16 protein-coding genes are annotated in these 16762 nt (G+C 38.8%); 8 read left to right on the top strand and 8 right to left on the bottom strand.

Annotated elements, in window-relative coordinates:
• Positions 1 to 17: 17 nt before the first annotated feature.
• Positions 18 to 845 (bottom strand): peptidoglycan editing factor PgeF, encoded by an 828-nt coding sequence (pgeF, locus tag P3F56_RS06865; protein ID WP_281152162.1) that lies wholly within the window; start codon positions 843 to 845, stop codon positions 18 to 20.
• A gap of 83 nt (positions 846 to 928) precedes the next feature.
• Here pgeF and P3F56_RS06860 point away from each other — a divergent pair, with 83 nt between their 5' ends.
• Complete coding sequence (locus P3F56_RS06860; protein ID WP_281152161.1) at positions 929 to 1747, top strand: biotin--[acetyl-CoA-carboxylase] ligase; 819 nt, start codon at positions 929 to 931, stop codon at positions 1745 to 1747.
• Between the two features lie 127 nt (positions 1748 to 1874).
• Here P3F56_RS06860 and P3F56_RS06855 read toward each other — a convergent pair whose 3' ends face one another.
• A complete protein-coding gene (locus tag P3F56_RS06855; RefSeq protein WP_281152160.1) occupies positions 1875 to 2249 on the bottom strand; it encodes a hypothetical protein in 375 nt (124 codons plus the stop codon).
• Between the two features lie 1085 nt (positions 2250 to 3334).
• Between P3F56_RS06855 and P3F56_RS06850 the strand changes: the two genes are divergently transcribed.
• Entirely contained in the window at positions 3335 to 4093 is a 759-nt protein-coding gene (locus P3F56_RS06850) for a circadian clock KaiB family protein (protein WP_281152159.1), read from the top strand.
• Positions 4094 to 4256: 163 nt separating this feature from the next.
• On the opposite strand, the gene aroF is transcribed toward P3F56_RS06850, so the two are convergent.
• From aroF to P3F56_RS06820, 6 genes are all read right to left on the bottom strand, one after another.
• Complete coding sequence (aroF, locus tag P3F56_RS06845; RefSeq protein WP_281152158.1) at positions 4257 to 5315, bottom strand: 3-deoxy-7-phosphoheptulonate synthase; 1059 nt, start codon at positions 5313 to 5315, stop codon at positions 4257 to 4259.
• Between the two features lie 312 nt (positions 5316 to 5627).
• Entirely contained in the window at positions 5628 to 5723 is a 96-nt protein-coding gene (locus P3F56_RS06840; protein ID WP_281153754.1) for a photosystem II biosynthesis protein, read from the bottom strand.
• 404 nt (positions 5724 to 6127) lie between these two features.
• Entirely contained in the window at positions 6128 to 6397 is a 270-nt protein-coding gene (rpsO, locus tag P3F56_RS06835; protein ID WP_281153753.1) for a 30S ribosomal protein S15, read from the bottom strand.
• Positions 6398 to 6516: 119 nt separating this feature from the next.
• The gene (gene cobA / locus P3F56_RS06830) at positions 6517 to 7296 is read right to left on the bottom strand and encodes a uroporphyrinogen-III C-methyltransferase (RefSeq protein ID WP_281152157.1); all 780 of its coding nucleotides are present in this window, start codon (positions 7294 to 7296) and stop codon (positions 6517 to 6519) included.
• Positions 7297 to 7337: 41 nt separating this feature from the next.
• Positions 7338 to 8156, bottom strand: coding sequence for a sirohydrochlorin chelatase (locus P3F56_RS06825; protein ID WP_281152156.1), 819 nt, complete (start codon positions 8154 to 8156; stop codon positions 7338 to 7340).
• Positions 8157 to 8267: 111 nt separating this feature from the next.
• Complete coding sequence (locus P3F56_RS06820; protein ID WP_281152155.1) at positions 8268 to 8672, bottom strand: NIL domain-containing protein; 405 nt, start codon at positions 8670 to 8672, stop codon at positions 8268 to 8270.
• Positions 8673 to 8912: 240 nt separating this feature from the next.
• Here P3F56_RS06820 and P3F56_RS06815 point away from each other — a divergent pair, with 240 nt between their 5' ends.
• From P3F56_RS06815 to P3F56_RS06790, 6 genes are all read left to right on the top strand, one after another.
• Positions 8913 to 9500, top strand: a complete 588-nt coding sequence (locus P3F56_RS06815) for a thioredoxin family protein (protein WP_281152154.1) — start codon at positions 8913 to 8915, stop codon at positions 9498 to 9500.
• Positions 9501 to 9502: 2 nt separating this feature from the next.
• Positions 9503 to 9727, top strand: coding sequence for a hypothetical protein (locus P3F56_RS06810; protein ID WP_281152153.1), 225 nt, complete (start codon positions 9503 to 9505; stop codon positions 9725 to 9727).
• Between the two features lie 959 nt (positions 9728 to 10686).
• The gene (locus P3F56_RS06805) at positions 10687 to 12768 is read left to right on the top strand and encodes an FAD-dependent oxidoreductase (protein ID WP_281153752.1); all 2082 of its coding nucleotides are present in this window, start codon (positions 10687 to 10689) and stop codon (positions 12766 to 12768) included.
• A 366-nt stretch (positions 12769 to 13134) separates the two neighbouring features.
• Positions 13135 to 13209 (top strand): photosystem II reaction center protein T, encoded by a 75-nt coding sequence (locus P3F56_RS06800; protein ID WP_281153751.1) that lies wholly within the window; start codon positions 13135 to 13137, stop codon positions 13207 to 13209.
• 182 nt (positions 13210 to 13391) lie between these two features.
• Positions 13392 to 13931, top strand: coding sequence for a transcriptional regulator NrdR (gene nrdR, locus P3F56_RS06795; protein ID WP_281152152.1), 540 nt, complete (start codon positions 13392 to 13394; stop codon positions 13929 to 13931).
• A 628-nt stretch (positions 13932 to 14559) separates the two neighbouring features.
• Complete coding sequence (locus tag P3F56_RS06790; RefSeq protein WP_281152151.1) at positions 14560 to 15561, top strand: 30S ribosomal protein S1; 1002 nt, start codon at positions 14560 to 14562, stop codon at positions 15559 to 15561.
• Positions 15562 to 16762: the final 1201 nt, after the last annotated feature.

Here is a 16762-nt window from a genome sequence, read left to right as displayed (position 1 = left end):
CAATTTTATTATTTCAGCTAGTCCCCACAAACAATTCCTGACCATTGGACCTTCTTTTGTTTAGTCCGTCGATAGGAAAAGAAATCATCGGGTTCTTGATAGGTACAATGAGGAGCGATCGCTATTTGGTCTTTCCTAACCCCTAATTTGTATAACTGCAACTCGTTAACCCGTCGTACATCTAGCCTCACCCGTCCAGGTTTTGGATCAGGTAAGATTGGAGAGTTAAACATAGTGCGTAAAGCTTCTAAAATTTCTTGGGGACTGTTTGTTTCTTCTTTTTTGAATAGACTTGACCCCACTTCGGCTGCTACCTGTTCCGAGACTTGATAAACTTTCCCTGAGATAGCTGGCCCCATGGCAATGCGGAGATGCTCTAAGGTACTCCCAAAATGTTGAAAACAAGCGATGGCTTCAGGAACAATGCGCTGTGCAGTGCCTCGCCATCCTGCATGAATAGCTGCTACTCGGTGAGTCTTAATATCTCCAACTAACACGGGGGTACAATCAGCACTAGCAACCCAAATAGCTTGATTACTATCATCAGTGATTAATCCGTCAGCAGAGGGAAAGGGCTCTTCTAGAGTCCCTGTTGTCATTTGTGTCTCAATTTCTCTTGGAGTTAACACCCGACGGCCATGAACCTGCTTAACCCGATAGGTTGTTGCTTTTGGGTGCAAAACTTTTGTTAAATCTTCAGGAAGACGGGGGTAAAACTGTTGGGTTAAAAAGCCATGTTTCCAATCTTGGAGCAAAGTACAAGTTAAATAGGGGAGGCCATCCCATTGTTGCCATTGCCAAGTGGGGGTTTGGGTTTGGCGATCACCTCTTAAGGAAGACACCACAGCTATTACCTCAATTTTTGATCTTGGGTCAATTTTATCAAATTACAGAAGTTAGAACTGTTATATTGAGATTGGACAATTCCATGGCTATCAATCAAGATAAACTATACAAAGAACTCATCCAACTATCAAGTACTTCCCATTTTTTACCACAGAATCTCTATTGCTTCAAAAAAATTCCTTCGACCAATGAAATTCTTTGGGAATTTCTAAAGCTAGAAGACAATCTGCCAATTGTGGTGATCGCCTCTGAGCAAACTGCAGGACGGGGACAATGGGGACGTACTTGGCAATCTCCTCCTGGGGGACTTTATCTATCTGTTGCTATTGCTCCACAGATTTCGGTTAAGAATGCTTTCCATCTGACCCTATTGAGTGCCTGGGGTATTGCTGATCTTTTACAGAAACATCAGATCTCCGTCAAATTAAAGTGGCCGAATGATCTCATTCTCGAAGGTCGGAAATTAGGGGGAATCAAAACTGAAATCCGTGTCCGTAATGGGTATATTACCCATGCAGTGATTGGGGTGGGAATCAATTGGTCTAACACTGTCCCCCCAATAGGAATTACTTTACAATCTTGGGGTAAAACTCAAGAGTTTTGTTCTATTTCCTGTTTAGAAAAACTTGCGGCTATTACCCTCACCGGAATTTTTAGTGGTTATCAATACTATCTTGAGCAAGGCTGCGGTCATTTATTAAACAACTATCTTGAATTGCTTGATAGCTTAGGGCATTCTGTAGAAGTTGAAGGTATTAAGGGAACAATCGTTGGCGTAACACCCCGAGGAGAATTGCAGGTGCGTTTACAATCTCCAGGAGCTAAAACACAGATTAACTTGCCCCCCAAGAGTATTTCTTTAGGGTATAAGGACATGCTATCTCGCGGTAATGATAGTTAAGATAATAAACATTGAATATTGAAAAAGACACAGAAAAACCGGTATCCGCCGGGCCTAACTGACGTATGACAAATACGTTCAGTTAGGCTAATTACTATCTAAAGACTATCCGATAGGATTCTAACCCTTAATCAACGACATTACAGGTTAAAGGACAAGAAGCATACACTGAACTATGAGACGGTCTGGCTTCGCCATGCAGCCATCTGAGCCAGCTGACTTCTTGAGGATGAACCCCTTTCAATGTCAAGATAGCTGCTCCTAAAAGAATAGCTAATAGATTAGCTCCAATCAGAGAACCAGCTACCAGTAAAACTGCACTAACAGGTAACACAGACTGTAGGATTACCGACCCTAATGCTCCCACGGTTGCCATTAAGACAATCAAAGGAAATCCCACCACCAACAAACAAACTGTCAGAGTAAAACTCCATATCAAAAAACTTTTAACAAAAGTTAACGAATAATGTCTCCCAAAACTTGACCTTTGTGTGATTTCCATAAGACTTTCCTCCAGAGTAAATTAGTAAAACTATTTTGAAATATAGTGCTTGAGATTCAGTATAGATAAACTGGGGAAAAAATGAGCATCTTGAAAAGAAAATTTACATTTTTAGGTTGTTTTATGTGGTAGGTATTGAGATTTATTGCAGAAAAACAATCTTGAAGTTTCAAAATATACAATTGATATCGATTAATCTCAATATTCTAATTCAGACAGAATCAGTATAGAAGTTGATCTGTACTCTAAGTGATCGATCTCCCACAAAAAAAATTGACTCACTCAAAAGTTACTTAAAAAAAAATTAATAAAAAATTGATGAAGTGTTTATATTTCTTAATGTAAACCAGTTATTTTCTAAGAAACCAGGAAGATACTTGAGTAAGTGGAATATCTATTACAAGTTTAAAAATGATCGCCATGAACAGAACCCAAAGTATAGGACTCTGATTAACTAATGTCGTCTATCCGTTTAAGAGTGTTCTTCAAGTTGTAGCAGTAAGGTATCTTAAATTTTAGTTGAGTAAAGCTCAAAAAGTTTTTCAAAGAAGAAAATATAGAGCTAGTGGGATTAGATTATCAGCAATAGGGTGGAGAAAATTGCCATACATCTAGAATGGGTTTCCTCAATAGTGTAATAGTTTATCGATGGAACAAATTTCGATTAATAGGATTATGGGATACTCTGTGAAGCTGTAGGAGAAATCCATTGAGAATGTATAGCTGTTCACCATGATATTTTGCTCAATACGGAAACTTTCAAAAACTACATCATTTAAGGTAAACATGACAAAATTACAGAATTAATAAAGGGGTGATGATATGATGGCATAACTACCAGTAATTAGTTTTTGTTTAATCTCTATAAAGAAAGGCAAATCACTGAAGATATAGCCTTAGAGGACGCCTCCATTCCTAATAAAATAGTCATAATGTTACGACTTAAAATGTTGAGTGAGTATTACTCAACAGGATGAGGATGCAAAATCATCTATTCGATAGAATAGAGTTGATAGTTTACTACCATCTTTATCTTTACTTTGTTGTCAAAATTTAACAATTTTGACCCAGGAACTTCTAACTCTATGATGACTCCTGTCGTTCCAATAGAATTTTTTAAAGGCATTGCCCTTTTCACCCCCGGCGGAGATCTAATTTATTGTTGTGATCGCACAAAGCAAGTTAAATGGCACTCTCATTTATGTGTAGCTTTGCAGGAATTATTGTATTTACCTGAACCTCCTCATTTTTTAATTCCTGGTTATACAGCTACCATTGATTGTTGGTTTTCTAAGACAGACGGCAAGGTTAAAACCGTTGCTGAACTTTATCCACCCCTAAGACGATATCAACCCCTATTGAATTCCGTCTTTGGAATGACTGACTTAACTTGGCAGATAGCAACCTGGCAAGAGGAAGCTTGTAACCCAATTATCTTAGAAACCTATAGAGACGAATTTCCTCAACTGTGGGACAATCATGATTTGATTGTGTCTTGGGACCATTATCGCAACCAAGAGTCCCAACATCAGTTAGTTTTTTCTGTATCAGATGAGACAGATCATACAACAATTAATCAAGGATATATTTTGCGTCTTTTTGTAGCGGGAAATAGCACCACGACAAAACAAACCTTAGAAATTATTCATAGGTTGCTCGAAAAAGAATTAGAACATCCTTATACCCTTAAAGTTATTGATATTTCTAAACACCTAGACCAAGCCGAAACTCATCACATTTCAGCCACACCAACTCTTATTCGTGTTTGGCCTGAACCGGTGAGGCGAATCATTGGAGAGTTAGAAGATCCCTCTAGAATATTACAACTTATTTCAAGTGTTTAATACTTAACTATTTTTAGATAAACTACCTTACTGTATAAGCGGATGAGATTCTTAGTGGCACTACACTATACTCTCAATTGAAGGCAAAGTAGGGACTGATGGTCGTTAGCCCCTACTTTGCCTTCATAGAAATGGATAATTCATCCGTGAGTTATTTGAGTTATTAGCCAACAACGACTTTAGGTTTATTCCAACGACCCACTGTATTGCCCATTACGGACAACTCCTGCATCAAGCGGTCAAATCTTTCTGGAGTTAAAGATTGGGGACCATCAGATAAAGCCTTAGCCGGGTTAGGATGAACTTCAATCATCAAAGAATCTGTCCCGGCCGCGATTGCCGCAGCCGCCATGGACGGCACATAGTCTGATTTTCCAGTTCCATGACTCGGATCAATCATTATCGGCAGATGGGTTAAAGACCGTAACACCGGAATAGCTGACAAGTCTAAAGTATTACGGGTATATTTATGCTCAAAAGTACGAATTCCTCGTTCACAGAGAATAATATTACTATTTCCTGCTGCTAAAACATACTCAGCTGCCATTAACCAATCATCGATAGTAGCCGCCATTGCTCGCTTCAATAACACAGGTTTATCCTGAGAACCAACTTTTTTTAGGAGAGCGAAGTTCTGCATATTTCTAGCTCCAACTTGCACAACATCAGCGACTTCGGCTACCTTATCCACATCGGCAGTGTCCATAACTTCGGTAATGATTCCGAGTCCACTAGCTTCTCGCGCGGCTGCCAATAATCCTAGGGCGCTCTCTCCATGACCTTGAAAGGCATAAGGAGAAGTCCGAGGCTTATAAGCTCCTCCTCGCAAAAACTTCGCTCCTGCAGCCTTAACTTGCATAGCAGTTCCGATGATCATTTCTTCATTTTCCACAGAACATGGACCGGCAACCACCACTACAGGATGATTTTTACCAAAGGTTATTACTCCATTAGGGGTATTAACCAACACTTCACTATGATGGCCATGGCGAAATTCGAGACTCGCCCGTTTGAAAGGTTTACCGACTCGTAACACTTGTTGAATCCAAAGACTTAATTCTTCAATGCGAGAAAGTTCAAGAGTAGCTGTTTCTCCCACCAAGCCAATCACAACTTGTTGAGCACCTGTAATTTTTTCCGGGGTCAAGTTGAGCTGTTTGACTTCTTCAATAATGCGTTCAATTTCAGCTTCTGGAGAACCTGATTTCATAACAATGATCATTGCTGTATTCCTCAAGGTGTCAGTAAATATTTCCTTTTTGGTGCTTGAATTAATGTTAGTTTAGTAAATTTATCGCGTCGCACGAAGTACATTTATGCTTTCGTGCTAAAGACAAAAGAATCCTAATAACCTCAGTTATCACTACGACACTATAAATATGTTACAGTCTTCTATCGTTGAACGATCATACAAAACCCACCTCTTTTAGCATCAATTTAAACACAACTATATTCCACACGCCAAGCATTGACAGTGCGAACAAAATTCGTGGTCAAATCTTGCTATCGCCACCAACTACCCATTCTCTATGGTTTACCCTAAGAAGTCGATAAAGATGCCGTAGCTCAATCCCAAGACCCTTAACCCAAAGAACCCCAAACTCACTGTACCAACAACTACGGTGGGAATATCGAGCCGGTTATAGCTGACGAGCCAATAAAAAATTAAAATGAGGAAATTCCTAAAGTTGTGGGAATTTCAGAAGAAAAGCCGTTCGTCACATTATCTGTCGACTGACATTATCAGGAATTGCCTTGAAGCCGGCATCTTTTGAATTTTATGGAGAGTTAGTGAGAGATCTGGCGAAGAAGTTGACCCCTAAGTTGAGGAAGTTTCAAAAAATTTCCTCTTTTTTTGGCGAGGTTCAAAGGGTAAATAATTTTGGGCAGATTTAGAAGCTATAGGTCTTTTTGAAACTTAAGAAAGTCGTTCAATGAGAAGTTATGAAGTATGTCTTTAGAACAGTTTAAGGACATACTTCTTGTCCTTTAGTCTTCTAGAAGATGCTTGATAAGTCATAAAGAGAGCTTAATCTAGCGACGGATTCCCAAGCTTTTAATGAGAGCTTGATAACGGTTTGTATCTTTGCTATTGATGTAGGCAAGCAACCGTCTACGACGACCAATCATTTTTAGGAGTCCTCGACGAGAAGCATGATCCTTAGGATTTTTTTGTAGATGTCCGGTTAATTGACTGATTCGCTTCGTTAGTAAAGCAACTTGTAAATCAGGAGAACCTGTATCGGTCTCATGGACCTGGTAGGAACTCATCAGCTCCTGTTTTTCATTAGCTGTTAAACTCATCGCACAGAAATATTTATTAAGGTTGTGGTTGCAGTCTATTATAATACCATTCATTTTCTGAATTCCGTAATATCCAACCACTGAGATCGAGGAAAAGACTTAGATGTCCTTAACAATTACTATAAATAACTAGGACGGGAATGGGATAAAACTGAATGAAGATTAACGATTTGACCAATGAGAGCGATTGTTGGAGCTCCAATTTGTGTTTGTTGAATTTGCTCGATAATGGTTCCTAATGTCCCGATTAATTCTGTTTGTTCGGGTTGAGTTCCCCAACGAATCAAGGCAATTGGGGTGTCAGAACCTAAGCCTCCTGCTTGTAATCGCGCCACTATCTTGGGTAAATTATAGATGCCCATATAGATTACGATTGTTTCTGAACCTTGGGCAATGGCGGACCAATTTACTTGAGGACGATACTTTCCTACCGCTTCATGGCCAGTAACAAAGGTGACTGAAGAACTATACTCCCGATGAGTCACAGGAATTCCCACATAGGCCGGTGCAGCGACCCCTGCGGTAATCCCCGGAACTACCTCAACAGGAACCCCACCTTGAATTAAATCTTCCATTTCTTCCCCTCCCCGACCAAAAATGAAGGGATCGCCCCCTTTTAGTCTCACCACAACCGCATGGGTATAGGCTTTTTCAATTAAAAGACGGGTCGTTTCTTCTTGTAATTTTGAGTGACGACCCCGCCGTTTTCCAGCATGGATTTTCTCAGCGCGATTACTAATCATAGCCAGGATCGGAGGACTAACCAGCGCATCATAAACGACAACATCAGCGTGTTCAAGGAGGGTTTTTCCTTTAAGCGTTATTAGTCCAGGATCACCAGGACCCGCTCCGACTAAGTACACTTTTCCTAAACAAGGTTGGCGGGGGCTGTTAGTCATTCTTTTAAATTCTGGTGTATTGAAACAAAATATTCGGGTAATTAACCTAGATTTGCTTGGATTATCTCTACAATCAATCCGGCTAACTCGGGGGTAGCTCCCAAAGGACTGCCCATCTGAAGTTTAATCTGAGGTACAGTTGACTGTAATTGTTTAACTTGTTGGGCAATGGCTGTGGTGATTCTCCCTGCAAACAGAAAATAAGGTACGATGGTGATACTTTTCTTTCCCTGCTCAACTAGAATGTTAACTGGGTCAGTTAAACTCGGTGAGACAGACCAGTAAGCTGGCAGTGCTTGTAGATGGTGAGCGATGGCCTCAATGGGTTGATTACCTCCTCCATAGCGACTTCCATGAGCTATCAGAATTTTCCCAATAGTAGCAGCCTCTTCGAATTGACGGGATAAGAAGAAGGTTAGCCTACAATAATGGCTACCAAGATAGGGCATCACTTCTAAGTCCATGGTTTTCCCTAGATGCTGTTGGGCGATCGCCACCTCCTCAGGTATATCTTCCCTAACGTGAACCCCGGGCAGTAAAAACAATGGGATAATCTTAAGATTTTGAATGCCTTGGATTTTAGCCTTCTCCCCCAATTGTTGAATCCTCTGACTCAAGGACAGGGAAGTTAGTTCTAAAGGAGCAGTTTCGATAAGTGGTGAAGAGATAGATTGGAGTAGAGCCGTTGATCCTCTCACAGAGTTTTCAACTGTCCCATTTTTAGTCGAGAAAGACCGAGAAATCTTTATCAGTTGTTTTAGACTTAACTGTTGTTTAACTATATGAGCTAGTTGTTCGACAGCAATCTGAGGACGAGGAGCTCGGCTGCCGTGAGTAACGAGAAGATAAGCTGAGGTCATTATGGATTTATATAAACTAAGAAACTTCCCGTAATTATCTTGAACGATCACAGCGGTTAATTTTCTAATTAAAGTCAACAGTTTGTAAATAAATCCTATTATTTAGCGTAACTAAAAATTTGTAGAAATGGCCTGAACTGGACAGGCAGGGAGGCATTGTTCACAAACGACACAGCGTGATCGCTTAAACGTTAAGTGAAATGTCTGAGGCTCGAGGGTTAAAGCTTGAGTAGGACAGACCCCAGTACACAAACCGCAGTCTACACAACTGTCTTCATCAATAATAATTTCCCGACTGGCTAAAGAAACTCCAATTTCTTGCGCTCTCATCCATTCGAGCGCTGCTTCGATCGCATCGATATCCCCTAATAATTCTAAAACTAATTTTCCTACTTGATCAGGGGCAACTTGGGCGCGAATAATATTAGCCGCAATGTTAAAATCCTTAGCGAGACGGTAAGTCACTGGCATCTGAACTGTTCGCCGGGGAAATGTAAGGGTCACTCGTTTTTTCATTATATATTTGGGCGTTTTTATAGATTTACTTAACTTATAATCTTATTTTCTTCAGTATAGATAATCTTTGATCAATTTTTTTGGCTATTTTGTTTGTCTTTAATTTTTATTTATTCGCGTTATCTCATCATAACTCAACTGATCAAATAGCTCGTTATCTTATCCTACGAGAGTAAAATAAGATAACGAGCTATTTATAAAACAAAGAATCACTCATAAGTTAAGTTATCTAAGAAGACTATGTCTGAAATCAATAATGTCGGTCGAGTTAGGAATTTTTTAATTGCTTTTGTTGGGATCGCTCTTAGTGCAGCTATTTTTTTTGGGTTTCAAACTCAAGCTAATTATATGTCTTTAGAAGTACAAGCTGAACAGTCTGTTCCCCTAACAGTAGCTTATAATAATGGAAAGCCCACATTGACCGAATTCTATGCTAACTGGTGTACCAGTTGTCAAGCCATGGCTTCAGATTTAGCAGAAATAAAACAAAAATATGCTGATTCTGTAAATTTTGTCATGCTTAACGTAGACAATAACAAATGGTTGCCCGAAATTCTACGCTATCGGGTCAATGGAATTCCTCATTTTGTTTTTCTCAATGGTGAAGGAGAAGTGACTGCCCAGACCATTGGAAAACAACCGTCGTCAGTGATGAAAGCTAATTTAGATGCTCTTCTTGCTCACAAAACCTTACCCTATGCCGCCTCTACCGGTCAAACATCAATCTTCAATGTTCCTGTTAATACCCCCTCATCAGGTCAAAGTGATGCCCGTAGTCATGGACCGCAGGTGAATCAAGAAGTTATAAACTTAGAAATTAACAGTTGAATATGACAGTTATTGTTGAACATAGTATTCTGACGGAGAATTATTATCTTTTGTTGGCAACGGGAGGACAGACGGCTCAGATATTGAGTCCGTGTCTTTTCTCAAAAATTAATTTATTACCGGTGATGGTAACTGTATGCGACCACAATGATAACATTTCTGGATTTCCGGACATTGAAGTAATGGTAACAACAGTTGACGACAAAATGAAAGATGGATTTGATTGATAGAATCACAAGTATAAAAAGATTGTTTAAGAAATTGTTTGGAAAGTGATTTAGAAAGATTTTTTTTAAAAAATTAAAAATCTAACAAGAGTATAGCTATTTTGATAAATATATAAATTCAGCCAGAACTACCATAGGTATAAGCTCATATAGAAACAAAACTTGTGCCTGAGTGTTTTAATTGAATTTAGCCAAAGATTCAAGAATATGTTTAGTTAATTCTCTATCCCAATCTTTGGATTCTAAAAGGGACAAATATTCACCAGTAAAATCAATAAGTTAAATTAAGCAAAACGATAGACTAGCCTTAATTTAACTTATTGTATTTTTAGCAACATTATTTTTTAAAAATTAATCCTTTGCAAGCGTCTTTTAAGAAAAAAGCTCTTCTAGACTAGCTATGACAAAATAATAACAAATAAAAGCTGTAAGTTTTACTTTGCAAGGGTTTCAAAATTTTAAGAACTAAATTTTTATAAGAATTAAGTTCTTGTGCTCATAGAATAAATTTATGATAAGTTATTTGGGAGTTATCAACTACCATTATATAACACTAAGTCTAAAAAGGACAAAATTCTAACCAAGTAATGAATGTATTCTACCTTAGACTTTGATCCAAATAACAATAATTACCTTTGGGATAATTAGTGGTTTCTTTATAAACTTGATAATCATAACCTCGCAGTACTTAAAGCAACAAGCTTTCATTATAAAAAAGAGTTTTATCCGTAACTTAAAAAAGAATAAAAGTCAATAAAGTTAATATGGAAACTGAAGTTAGCATACAAATTTTTAAAAACATATATTAATCTATCTTAGATTCAATCAAAATCTAGAAAAAACATTAAAGATCTCGATATTTTCTGTTACTTTTTCTAGACTCAAGGGACAGTAATGCTTAGAAATTACTGTTGTTTCACGCCTTTTCAAACTCCTTAAATAAGTAGCAGCATCTAATGATGGGGAAAAGTAACCGAACGCAATCACTAAGGTCAAGATGTTTTCAGCAAGGAAAAGACAGCAAAAATAAAGGACTACAGGGTATTGTAGTGTCTTTATTCTTAAGTGTTCTCTGTGGACAATCAGTTTTATCAACTGTACCAGCGATCGCCGCATCACCTCGTGACCCCGATGAAACCATAAGCTGTGATTTACTGATTGTTGGAGGAGGACTCGCAGGGGCAGCCACCGCCTATGAATCCTTATTAGGGGGACGAACAGTATGTCTGACGGATATTTCCGACTGGGTAGGAGGACAAATATCATCTCAGGGAAACTCCGCCCTCGATGAAGGCAAAAAACAGCGATCATTACAGCTTTTTCCTAAGGGATATCAACAGCTACGAAACGCGATCACTAGTGGTTACGGAACCCTCAACCCTGGAGACTGTTGGGTAAGTGAAAGCTGTTTTCTCCCCAAGGATGGACATAACATAATGTACCGACAGTTAAAAGAAGCTGAACGCCTAGGAAGAGGACAGCTCAGATGGTTCCCCGCAACAGTTATTAAAGACTTAGAATTGAGTAAAGATGGAAAACAGATCCAACAAGCCGTCGCTATTCAACACAACAATGCGATTGGAACTCCTCCCCTCAACCATGAACCCCTATCTGCTATCATAGACGACGCTTATAGCTATCAAAATTCTCAACGGTTAACTAAAAAGATTGTTCGTTTTGTTCCTAAATCTCAAAATCCATCCCAAAAAGCTGATTGGTTTGTCATCGAAGCTACAGAAACAGGAGAAATTGTTGCTTTAGCAGACATTCCCTATCGGGTTGGGTTAGATCCTCGTTCCCATCTCAACCCTTCAGCCCCCAACGAGCAAGGTGATCCCTATTGCACACAAGGGTTTACCTATACCTTTGCTATGGAACATACCAAGGAACCCCAACCTCAATATAAACCAAATTTTTATGAGCAGTATGCTCCCTATTACGGTTACGATTCCAATCGGAAACTAGCTTATTTCGATTTAATCTTCACCTATCGACGCATTTGGAGTCCCGAAAAAGGAAAACCTATTCGCGCTGGACGGATGACTGTTAACCGTCCCACTCCAGGAGATATATCCATGCAAAATTGGTTATGGGGTAATGATTATCGCCCTGGGACTCGTTATGACAACTTAGTTTATACCCGTAATCAATTACAAGACAGTGGACAACTACAACCTGGGGGATGGAAAGGGGGATTACGTCAAGAAACCCTGAGAAAAGGGGAAGAATTAGCCAAAGGTTTTTACTACTGGTTGGTGGCAGGAACCACTGACTCACGCCTCGGATATGGAGTCAAAAAACCCCATCCTAACCATCGATTTTTAAAGGGGTTAGATTCGCCTATGGGAACTGCCCACGGGTTGTCTAAATACCCTTATATCCGGGAAGGAAGGCGCATTATTGGGCGACCTTCTGTTGAGCACAAAGATGGGTTTAGCATTAACGAAATTGATATTTCGACAAAAGATTATTGGCAAGATTTTTACCGAACTAATTTACCCCGTCCCATGTATAAGGATGTTCGGGACACCATTGCCAAGTTAGAATCAAAAATGGTCAATATTAGTATTAATCCTTCTTATCTAGTTACTCAGCGTACCCATGCAACCGTTTATGATGATTCAGTAGGAATTGTTAACTACATGATTGATTTCCATCCCTGTATGGCATTTTCCCCCCCCGAAAGACCTAGTAACCGCGAGCGCCAAGACGTACGCATTGCCCACGGAGGATCTCATCCAGCTCAAATTCCCCTACGATCAATGATTCCCCAAAAAATAGATAATTTAATTGTGGCTGGAAAAAGTATTGCTACGAGCCATATTGCGGCAGCAGCTTATCGGGTACATGGGTTTGAATGGTCTGTAGGAGCAGCTGCTGGAAATTTAGCCAATTTGGCTTTAGAACGCAATACTTTACCTTATGAGTTTGTGGACAATTTACCTGATCACGAACCTTTGTTACAGGAATTGCGTCAAAGACTTGAAATGAAAGGAAATCCTACTACTTTTCCTCAGACTTTGTTATCTGATGCTCATTAGAATAGATAGTTAGCTTTTCAGTCTTTTGGTTGGCATTGCCAACCAAAAGACTGAAATCAAATCTTTTAAGATTCTATTAATCGTTGGTACTTTTTACAACAATGTTGATGTTTCAAGCTTTTTAAGTTTAATTGAAGGATATTGAAAAATAAAGTAGCAATATCACTATTACAACACAACAGTATTGCCTTGTCCAATACTGTTGTGTTGTTTTTTGTTGGGAAAAATTTATCCCAAAAAATAGAGGTCAAGAGAAATATATTTCTCTTGACCTCTATTTTTTTGAGCCAAAATACTCAACTTTTTTGATACACTGGGAACGCAGGCAATTTTAGAAAACCAATAAAATGAAAAGTGCTGCTTATTATGGTTCTTGCTATAGCTATAGCTTTATTCTTTTTTACTATCGCCTTTCGGGCACCCCCTCGTATTGAAAAATAAATTTCAGTTATCTATTCTGTCAGAATCAACTGCTGTTAATATACCTCTGAGTCCCTGTTTTCTTTCTTCCTTTCTATAGAAGACAGATATCAGCATAGCTCGTTCTGCTTGGATTGTTCATTTGTTACTGTACCGTTGGCTAGCTTATTGTTCATTCAATATCCGTTATTACGAACAGTTCCATGCAATGTCCTTACTGTCAACACATAAATAGTCGTGTTTTAGAATCTCGCTCCTCTGAAGGGGGACAAAGTATTCGTCGTCGTCGTGAGTGTTTAAGTTGCAAACATCGTTTTACAACTTACGAACGAGTAGAGTTCGTTCCCATCATTGTGATCAAACACGATGGGAAAAAAGAATCCTTCGATCATTCTAAATTATTGCGAGGGATGGTGCGGGCTTGTGAGAAAACAGGAATCTCCCATCACAGACTAGAATCGATTGTTGACGAGATCGAGGCTCAATTGCAGCAGCGTCCTCGACGGGAAGTAACTAGCCAAGAAATTGGTCAATTAGTGTTAGATTACCTTCGTCAAGAAAATGAAGTAGCATATATTCGCTTTGCATCTGTCTATGGTCGCTTTCAAGGCATTAAAGATTTTGTGTCCACTCTAAAGCAATTTCGGGAACAAAAACCCCAGTCAGAAACCCTTTGGTCAGAAAACAATCATAATACTGCTGATAAAAGCACTTCCTCATCTTCTATTATGACTCCCTCTTAGAAGCCGGTTAAATAAAAACAATGCTAAGATTGAAGATGTACCGTAGGGAGTACGGAAACTTACGCTCATGGGAGGTGCTCATTTAGGGGCGGCTAGATAAAAAATAGTACGTCGAGCATGACATCACTTCGGTAAATGGTGAATCATATCAAACCATTGCGAGGTGAGCCTGGGAAGCTTCAGATATAGCGTCCGCATGGCGGAGCCTTCGGCTGTGCTAATTCTGGAGCACTTCAGAATCAGGGGTCTATTTCTGTAAACATTAATGGATTAGACCGACTCCATCGTCTAATCGTTCTCAAGGCATAAGTCTAAGAGAACCGTATTGGCAAAAAGGTGTCCCGTCATAGCCATTTTCTTCTCCACTCAATCCATAAGGTATAGTGGTGATCTGCTCAGTATAGACTTTTATGACTCTTTGGAAATTATGATGAAACTAATCCCCAATGGCTCAATATTAGGGGTTAGGGGTGTTATAGTTCATCCTGTTCGGGTAAAACCGACAAAACAAAAGCATCTCATATTCGATGATGTTTTTATCAACTATAAATCCCTAAAAGTTAGAAACTGTACACTAAAACAAAAACTAACATTTATTGGAGATCAGGCATAGGATAACCTAAGGTACATGGTAACTCAGAAAACAACAGCTACTCAAGATATTGGCTTCACTCACGAGGATTTTGCGGCACTTCTCGATAAATACGACTACCATTTTAATCCCGGAGACATTGTTCCTGGGACAGTTTTCAGTATGGAACCGAGAGGTGCGCTCATCGATATTGGTGCGAAAACTGCTGCTTACATCCCCATTCAAGAAATGTCGATCAACCGAGTTGACGATCCTGAAGACGTTCTTCAATCGAATGAAACACGGGAATTTTTCATCCTGACCGATGAAAACGAAGATGGACAGTTAACTCTTTCTATCCGTAGGATTGAGTATATGCGAGCTTGGGAAAGAGTTCGCCAACTACAAGCCGAAGATGCCACCGTGCGCTCTAATGTTTTTGCTACAAACCGAGGGGGCGCGTTGGTACGCATTGAGGGGTTAAGAGGGTTTATCCCAGGCTCTCACATCAGCACCCGCGAAGCTAAGGAAGATTTGGTTGGTGAAGACCTGCCATTAAAGTTTTTAGAAGTCGATGAAGAGCGCAACCGTCTGGTATTGAGCCATCGTCGTGCGCTGGTTGAGCGTAAAATGAACGGTTTAGAAGTGGGTCAAGTGGTAGTGGGCTCAGTTCGTGGAATCAAACCCTATGGGGCATTTATCGACATTGGGGGAGTTAGTGGGCTGCTGCACATTTCTGAAATTTCCCATGATCATATCGATACCCCCCACAGCGTCTTTGGGGTCAATGATTCACTCAAAGTCATGATCATTGACTTAGATGCAGAAAGGGGTCGAATTTCTTTATCGACCAAGCAACTTGAACCCGAACCTGGTGATATGCTGAAAGATCGGGATTTAGTTTTTGAAAAAGCAGAAGAAATGGCTGAGAAATATCGCCAAAAACTCATAGCTGAAGCGGAGGGAAAAACAGAACCTGAAGCTCAAGAGGAAGAGTTAGATATTCCGTCAGCTTCAGAATCAGAAGAGGAATTAGCCACTACTGCAAGTGAACAGTAATTGAAATTATAATTGTGCTCAACATCAGTGACCGAGGGGTAATCCCCTCTTTTTTTGGCAAAAAAAAATATAAGATTTTAGAATTTGAAGTATAGAATTTGGTAAAAGAGAACGTCTAAATAGAAAAGTATCCTCACTAGGGACGTAAATTTGAGGAGATTGAAACACACTATTATTATTCTCAATATTTAAGTTAGAATGTAACGATGTCGACGATTGTTTAAAATGGTAACTGTCAATAATAACTCCATGCTAGCAGCAGTATTTATTGAGATTTGGTGCCATCAATATAAAGTATCGTCTTGATCTTACCGAAATATTTTATGGTCTAAGGTCGCTTCCATGTTATCATTCTATTCCTTGACTGACAGCATTTATTGGAGAAAAAAGATTCCATTCTTGTGTCAGGATATTGAGCCTTCAAATAATTTGATTCATTACAGGTTCTTTCTCATTGTAAACAGCATTTTATAATCTAGTCTAACTAGAATCGTTTTCTAGACTTATGCCCTGGACAGTGATGTTACTATGCTGTTTTTTGCAAATTTACAAAGAAGAAGTTACAGGAATTAGTTTTACTGATTCTACTTTAATAGGAGTCTGTCATCAGGTTTGCAGTAGAGCAAATCTAGTTTTTTAAGGACTAGTTGGATATGGCTATAATTTTGTGAGATGGCATTAAATATTTAGACCAAATTTAATAACGACCGCCGTGAATTATTCACTTTTAAATTAACTCTAGTCAAAATAGATGATGGTAAATCTATTACTAAATTTACGCAAGATTTAATTGAAAAGTTATTTGGACACCAAGGATATATTGTTCAATAACTCTTTATAAGAAAAGATAAAGCAAAACTTAGTGAAACTAATTGATAAAATTATTTCTATGAAACCTGACATGTAAAAATATAAAATATAAAAACAAAGTACGATTACTAATCCTAGATTTACCGAGAATAATAATCATTATATAAATAATATAATAGCCAGCATTTTTAAAAAGTTTAAACTCAGTACTTTTGCTTGATTTATACTAATTGCATTAAATATTAAATTTAGTTGAATATATAAGATTTAAAATTTAGAAATACTTACTATTAGCCATTACCAGATTTAGGCTTAAATATTAATAATTTAATTCCTAAAAATAGCTCCAACAATAACTTATATTTATTGTGATTTAACCAGCAGTAACTTT

The sequence above is a fragment of the cyanobacterium endosymbiont of Epithemia clementina EcSB genome (assembly GCF_029919255.1).
In the GTDB taxonomy this organism is placed as follows: domain Bacteria; phylum Cyanobacteriota; class Cyanobacteriia; order Cyanobacteriales; family Microcystaceae; genus Rippkaea.
This window is presented reverse-complemented; position numbering and strand designations above follow the sequence as displayed.

Coding starts and splice junctions, on each gene's coding strand:
- P3F56_RS06860 (WP_281152161.1), top strand. CDS start 929: ATGGCTATCAATCAAGATAAACTATACAAAGAACTCATCCAACTATCA.
- P3F56_RS06855 (WP_281152160.1), bottom strand. CDS start 2,249: ATGGAAATCACACAAAGGTCAAGTTTTGGGAGACATTATTCGTTAACT.
- P3F56_RS06850 (WP_281152159.1), top strand. CDS start 3,335: ATGATGACTCCTGTCGTTCCAATAGAATTTTTTAAAGGCATTGCCCTT.
- aroF (WP_281152158.1), bottom strand. CDS start 5,315: ATGATCATTGTTATGAAATCAGGTTCTCCAGAAGCTGAAATTGAACGC.
- rpsO (WP_281153753.1), bottom strand. CDS start 6,397: ATGAGTTTAACAGCTAATGAAAAACAGGAGCTGATGAGTTCCTACCAG.
- cobA (WP_281152157.1), bottom strand. CDS start 7,296: ATGACTAACAGCCCCCGCCAACCTTGTTTAGGAAAAGTGTACTTAGTC.
- P3F56_RS06825 (WP_281152156.1), bottom strand. CDS start 8,156: ATGACCTCAGCTTATCTTCTCGTTACTCACGGCAGCCGAGCTCCTCGT.
- P3F56_RS06820 (WP_281152155.1), bottom strand. CDS start 8,672: ATGAAAAAACGAGTGACCCTTACATTTCCCCGGCGAACAGTTCAGATG.
- P3F56_RS06815 (WP_281152154.1), top strand. CDS start 8,913: ATGTCTGAAATCAATAATGTCGGTCGAGTTAGGAATTTTTTAATTGCT.
- P3F56_RS06810 (WP_281152153.1), top strand. CDS start 9,503: ATGACAGTTATTGTTGAACATAGTATTCTGACGGAGAATTATTATCTT.
- P3F56_RS06805 (WP_281153752.1), top strand. CDS start 10,687: ATGGGGAAAAGTAACCGAACGCAATCACTAAGGTCAAGATGTTTTCAG.
- nrdR (WP_281152152.1), top strand. CDS start 13,392: ATGCAATGTCCTTACTGTCAACACATAAATAGTCGTGTTTTAGAATCT.
- P3F56_RS06790 (WP_281152151.1), top strand. CDS start 14,560: ATGGTAACTCAGAAAACAACAGCTACTCAAGATATTGGCTTCACTCAC.